The sequence below is a fragment of the Sphingorhabdus sp. genome (genome assembly GCF_044239005.1).
Lineage (GTDB): Bacteria > Pseudomonadota > Alphaproteobacteria > Sphingomonadales > Sphingomonadaceae > Sphingorhabdus_B.
On the sequence record NZ_JBIICH010000146.1, the window covers coordinates 1 to 4,599 of the forward strand.

Annotated in this window: 4 protein-coding genes; 2 read left to right on the forward strand and 2 right to left on the reverse strand. The window is 56.2% G+C overall.

The window, feature by feature from the left end; all coding sequences use genetic code 11:
* Positions 1-1,517, reverse strand: a 1,517-nt coding sequence (locus tag ACILQA_RS09940; protein WP_395629549.1) for an ATP-binding protein, incomplete at its 3' end; no start/stop codon positions are given.
* The gene (locus ACILQA_RS09945; protein ID WP_395629550.1) at positions 1,504-2,211 is read right to left on the reverse strand and encodes a response regulator transcription factor; all 708 of its coding nucleotides are present in this window, start codon (positions 2,209-2,211) and stop codon (positions 1,504-1,506) included. The genes ACILQA_RS09940 and ACILQA_RS09945, both read right to left, overlap by 14 nt.
* Before the next feature lie 191 nt (positions 2,212-2,402).
* Here ACILQA_RS09945 and ACILQA_RS09950 point away from each other — a divergent pair, with 191 nt between their 5' ends.
* A complete protein-coding gene (locus ACILQA_RS09950) occupies positions 2,403-4,004 on the forward strand; it encodes a phosphoenolpyruvate carboxykinase (protein WP_395629551.1) in 1,602 nt (533 codons plus the stop codon).
* Positions 4,005-4,043: 39 nt separating this feature from the next.
* Entirely contained in the window at positions 4,044-4,496 is a 453-nt protein-coding gene (locus ACILQA_RS09955; RefSeq protein WP_395629552.1) for a hypothetical protein, read from the forward strand.
* Positions 4,497-4,599: the final 103 nt, after the last annotated feature.

Here is a 4,599-nt window from a genome sequence, read left to right on the forward strand (position 1 = left end):
GCCCCGCCTTTACCATCCACGCGGTCGCGCACATTGATGCGGCCATGGTGGCCTTCAACAATTGTGCGCGCGATGGCCAAACCCAGCCCGCTATGTTTGCCGAAATTCTCCGTTGGCGGACGTTCACTATGGAACCGGCGGAAGATGGCTTCTCGTTCCTGCGGAGGAACGCCGGGGCCTTCGTCGCTGATGCGAATAATCACTTCTTCGTCGGCCAGCGTAGCCGATATTTCCACGACTGCGCCCGGTGGGGAAAAGGACACCGCATTGTCGATGAGATTGGTAAGCATGCGTTCCAGGCGCACATCTTCCCCCATGACCGTGGCGATTGTCCGCCGTGGCCGTGCGAAGGCGATGTTTACATCTTTGTCGCTGCCACGGTCTTCGCGCGCTTGAAGCAATTGTTCAATCATATCGCCCAAGTCGATGGGTTCGAACTTTGCCTTGGCCAATTGCGAATCCACGCGGCTGGCGTCTGAAATATCGCTGATCAAACGGTCCATGCGCTGCACATCGGCTTTTGCGACATCCATAAGCTGTTTGCGCAGGGCGGGGTCTTCAATGCGCTCTGCACCGTCCAGTGCCGACCGCAAGGACGCCAGCGGGTTTTTAATCTCGTGCGCGACATCCGCCGCAAATGCTTCGGTCGCGTCAATACGTTGCCGAAGGGCAATGCTCATGTCGGACAGTGCGCGTGCAAGCATGCCGATTTCATCACGGCGTGAGGGCAGGCGCGGAACGGTGACCTCCTGAGCGCGGCCAAGCCGCACCTTGACCGCCGCGCGCGACAGGTGCCGAAGCGGACGAACGATGGTTCGCCCGAGAAATATGGAGAGCATTATGCCAATGCCAAGCGCGATGGCAAAAAACATCCCGACATTGAACCGCTCAGCCCGCACAAATAAGCGAATATCGCGTTCATTGGATGTGGTCAGAACGGCAAAGCGGCCATCGCGCGACCGCGAACCGGCGCTGATAACATGTGTGAGGTCAGGGGCGAAGGCTACCGTCGACGCTGCGTCAGCTGGCTTACGCTTTAGTAAATTTTGCCAAGCATCGGCGGTATCGACGCGCGGTTCCGCAAATGGTTGCAGCACGGCGGCACCCACCAAAAAGTCGAACATCTTATCAATACCGCGCGCGATGACTTTTGGTATTGGTTCCTTGTCAGGATCGCGGAAGACATATGTCGGCGGACGGCCGGCAAAGCTGTCCAGTATCTTTTCGCCATTTTGCGCATAGACCCGTATTCGCGATTCATGCTCTTGGCCAAATTCATAGATATACGCGGCGCGCTTGTCGGGTGCGACCAAAGACAGGCTTTCGGCAAGGACCGTTGCCTGACGCCGAGCAGCATCTTCGCGTTCCGCAATCAGGCGTACGCGGTAGCTGTCGAGGAAAAACAGCCCCGCGCCCAGCAGCGCCAGAACAAATAGATTTACAGCAAGGATGCGGGCGGTGAGCGAAAGCCCCCGGCTCCATCCCAGCTGAAGATCAGCGGGCTCAGCTGTCTGCAAAGCGATATCCTGCACCGTAAAGCGTATCTATGGCCGCAAACTCGGCATCGACTTCACGAAACTTGCGCCGCAGCCTTTTGATATGGCTGTCGATGGTGCGGTCGTCGACATATACGTCATCCTGATATGCGGCGTCCATGAGCTGATCACGTGTGCGCACAACGCCCGGCCGATTGGCGAGCGCTTCCAATATCATAAACTCGGTCACCGTAAGTGTAAGTGGCTTTCCATCCCATTTCACATGGTGCCGTGCTGGATCCATTTGCAGTTTGCCGCGCACCATTGGCTCAAGCTCGGGCTCAGCGTCGCCGCTGCTGACGCCGCGATCATAAGTGGCGCGACGCAAAATGGCCTTTACGCGCGCCACCAACAGCCGCTGGGAAAAAGGCTTGGTGATATAATCGTCGGCACCCATGGCAAGGCCAAGTGCTTCATCCAGCTCTTCATCTTTCGATGTCAGAAAGATAACCGGCATATCGCTTTTTTCGCGCAACCGCCGGAGCAATTCGAGGCCATCCATGCGCGGCATTTTGATGTCGAAAATGCCAAGATCTGCAGGGTTTTCGAGCATGGCCTTCAACGCGGTTTCGCCATCGGAATATATCCGGGTGACATAGCCTTCTGCTTGCATAGCGATGGACACAGACGTCAGGATGTTTCGGTCGTCGTCGACCAAGGCGATGGTTGCACTCATAGGCCAACTATAGGGGGGCAATGGCTTCGGTTCAATCACTTGCTCTCTTGGTGCCAATGTGAAGGGTTATTGAGGCTCTTTTGCCACTAAATAATGAACCACATTTGACCTCGTTGCCTCCATCGTATACCGGCTCCAGCGGAACAGTGCATACGTATGCCCTAGATTCGCAACTTTTGCCGGAGTAGCCAATGTCGACACCTTTAAATATCTCGCTTTCGCAACAAGGTTTTGACACAAAGGCGCAGCTGCATTGCAACCTCGGCACAGCGCCTTTGGTGGAAGCCGCGCTGGCGAATGATGAAGGCATTTTGGCCAAAAACGGTCCGCTCGTGGTAAAGACGGGTGCACACACAGGGCGCTCTGCCAAAGACAAGTTTATCGTGCGCGACGCCGAAACCGAAAACAGCATTTGGTGGGGTAAAACCAACGTCCCGATGGACCCTGCGCATTTTGCTGCGCTGAAAGAAGATTTCATTGCCGCGCTGGGTGGCAAGGACAAATTGTATGTCGCTGATCTGTTCGGTGGTTCCCAGCCAGAGCACCGCGTCAATGTGCGCGTGATCAACGAGTTTGCATGGCACAATCTGTTCATCCGCACCTTGCTGGTGCGCCCGACGCAGGAAGAGCTGACCAGCTTTGTGCCGGAATATACCATTATCGATTTGCCAAGCTTCCGCGCAGACCCTGCGCGTCATGGTTGCCGCAGCGAGACTGTTATCGCCGTGAACTTCACCGAAAAGCTTATCCTGATCGGTGGCACTGCATATGCGGGTGAAATGAAGAAGTCGGTTTTCGGCATCCTCAATTATCTGTTGCCGGTGAAGGGCGTGATGCCAATGCATTGCTCTGCCAATATTGGCGCGGATGGCGACACCGCCGTATTCTTTGGCCTGTCAGGCACCGGCAAGACGACTTTGTCAGCAGATGCGAGCCGCACACTGATTGGCGACGATGAACATGGTTGGTCGGACACAGCGGTGTTTAACTTTGAAGGTGGTTGCTACGCAAAGATGATTCGGCTCTCGGAAGAAGCCGAGCCCGAAATTTTTGCGACGACAAAGCGCTTTGGAACGGTGCTTGAAAATGTCGTTATCGACCCGGAAACACGTGAATTGGATTTCGACGACAATAGCCTCGCGGAAAACAGCCGTGGATCGTATCCGATTGAGTTCATTCCGAACACGTCTGAAAAGAATATGGGGCCAGTTCCCAAGACCATCATCTTCCTGACCGCCGACGCGTACGGCGTTTTGCCTCCGATCGCGCGCCTCACGCCCGATCAGGCCATGTACCACTTCCTGTCGGGTTACACGGCGCGTGTTGCTGGCACAGAAATCGGCGTGACCGAGCCTGAAGCGACATTCTCCACCTGCTTTGGCGCGCCATTCATGCCGCGCCACCCAAGCATCTATGGCAATTTGCTGAAAGAGCGGATTGCCAAGGGTGCAGTACAATGCTGGTTGGTTAACACCGGCTGGACGGGTGGCAAAGCAACGATGCCCGGGATTAGCCGTATGCCTATTAAGGCAACACGGGCCTTGCTCAACGCTGCGCTGGACGGAAGCCTGAACAATGCAGAATTCCGTAAGGACCAGAATTTTGGTTTTGAATTCCCCGTCGCAGTTCCAGGTGTCGACAGCGGCATCCTTGATCCGCGCGAAGCGTGGGCGGACAAGGCGGAATATGATGCAACGGCACGGGGACTTGCTCAGCAGTTCGTCGACAACTTCGCGCAATTTGCAGATCATGTCGACGAAGGTGTAAGGCAGTCGGCGCCAAAGGTCGCTTAACCCGTCCGGACATCATCGGACAACGCAGAAGGTCCGATCATGTCCGAATATTCTATGCGCTTATTTGAAGATGACGCCGCAATTGTCGCGATCGGCGAAGGGTTGCTTGCGCGCACCTTGCCACGCGCGGATTGGACGCATGAAGCACATCTGGCGGCATGTACTTGGCTGGTGCGCAATCGGCCGGATATCGCGATTGAGCGTGCGCTGCCCGCCATCATTTCAGCCTATAACGAAGCCGTCGGCGGCGTGAATGACGATACCCAAGGCTATCACGACACCATTACGCAAGTGTATATCGCTGGCGTTAAGGCACATCTTGCCGAGGTTGGGATGCAGCTGCCGTTGCACGAGGCGGTGAACGCGCTGCTGCTTTCCCACCGGGGACGCCGGGACCTGCCGCTGCAGTTCTATTCGAAAGAGCGGCTGTTTTCCTTGCACGCGCGGCGGGGCTTTGTCGAACCCGATCGCGCGAGCCTTGACCTGATTTAGAACGCGTTGGACCTAGAAAATACGGACCGATTGCGTCGTTCGATTAGTCGAGGCCGCCGTCGACCAGCAACACCGCGCCGTCAGCGCCTGTGACGCGCACACG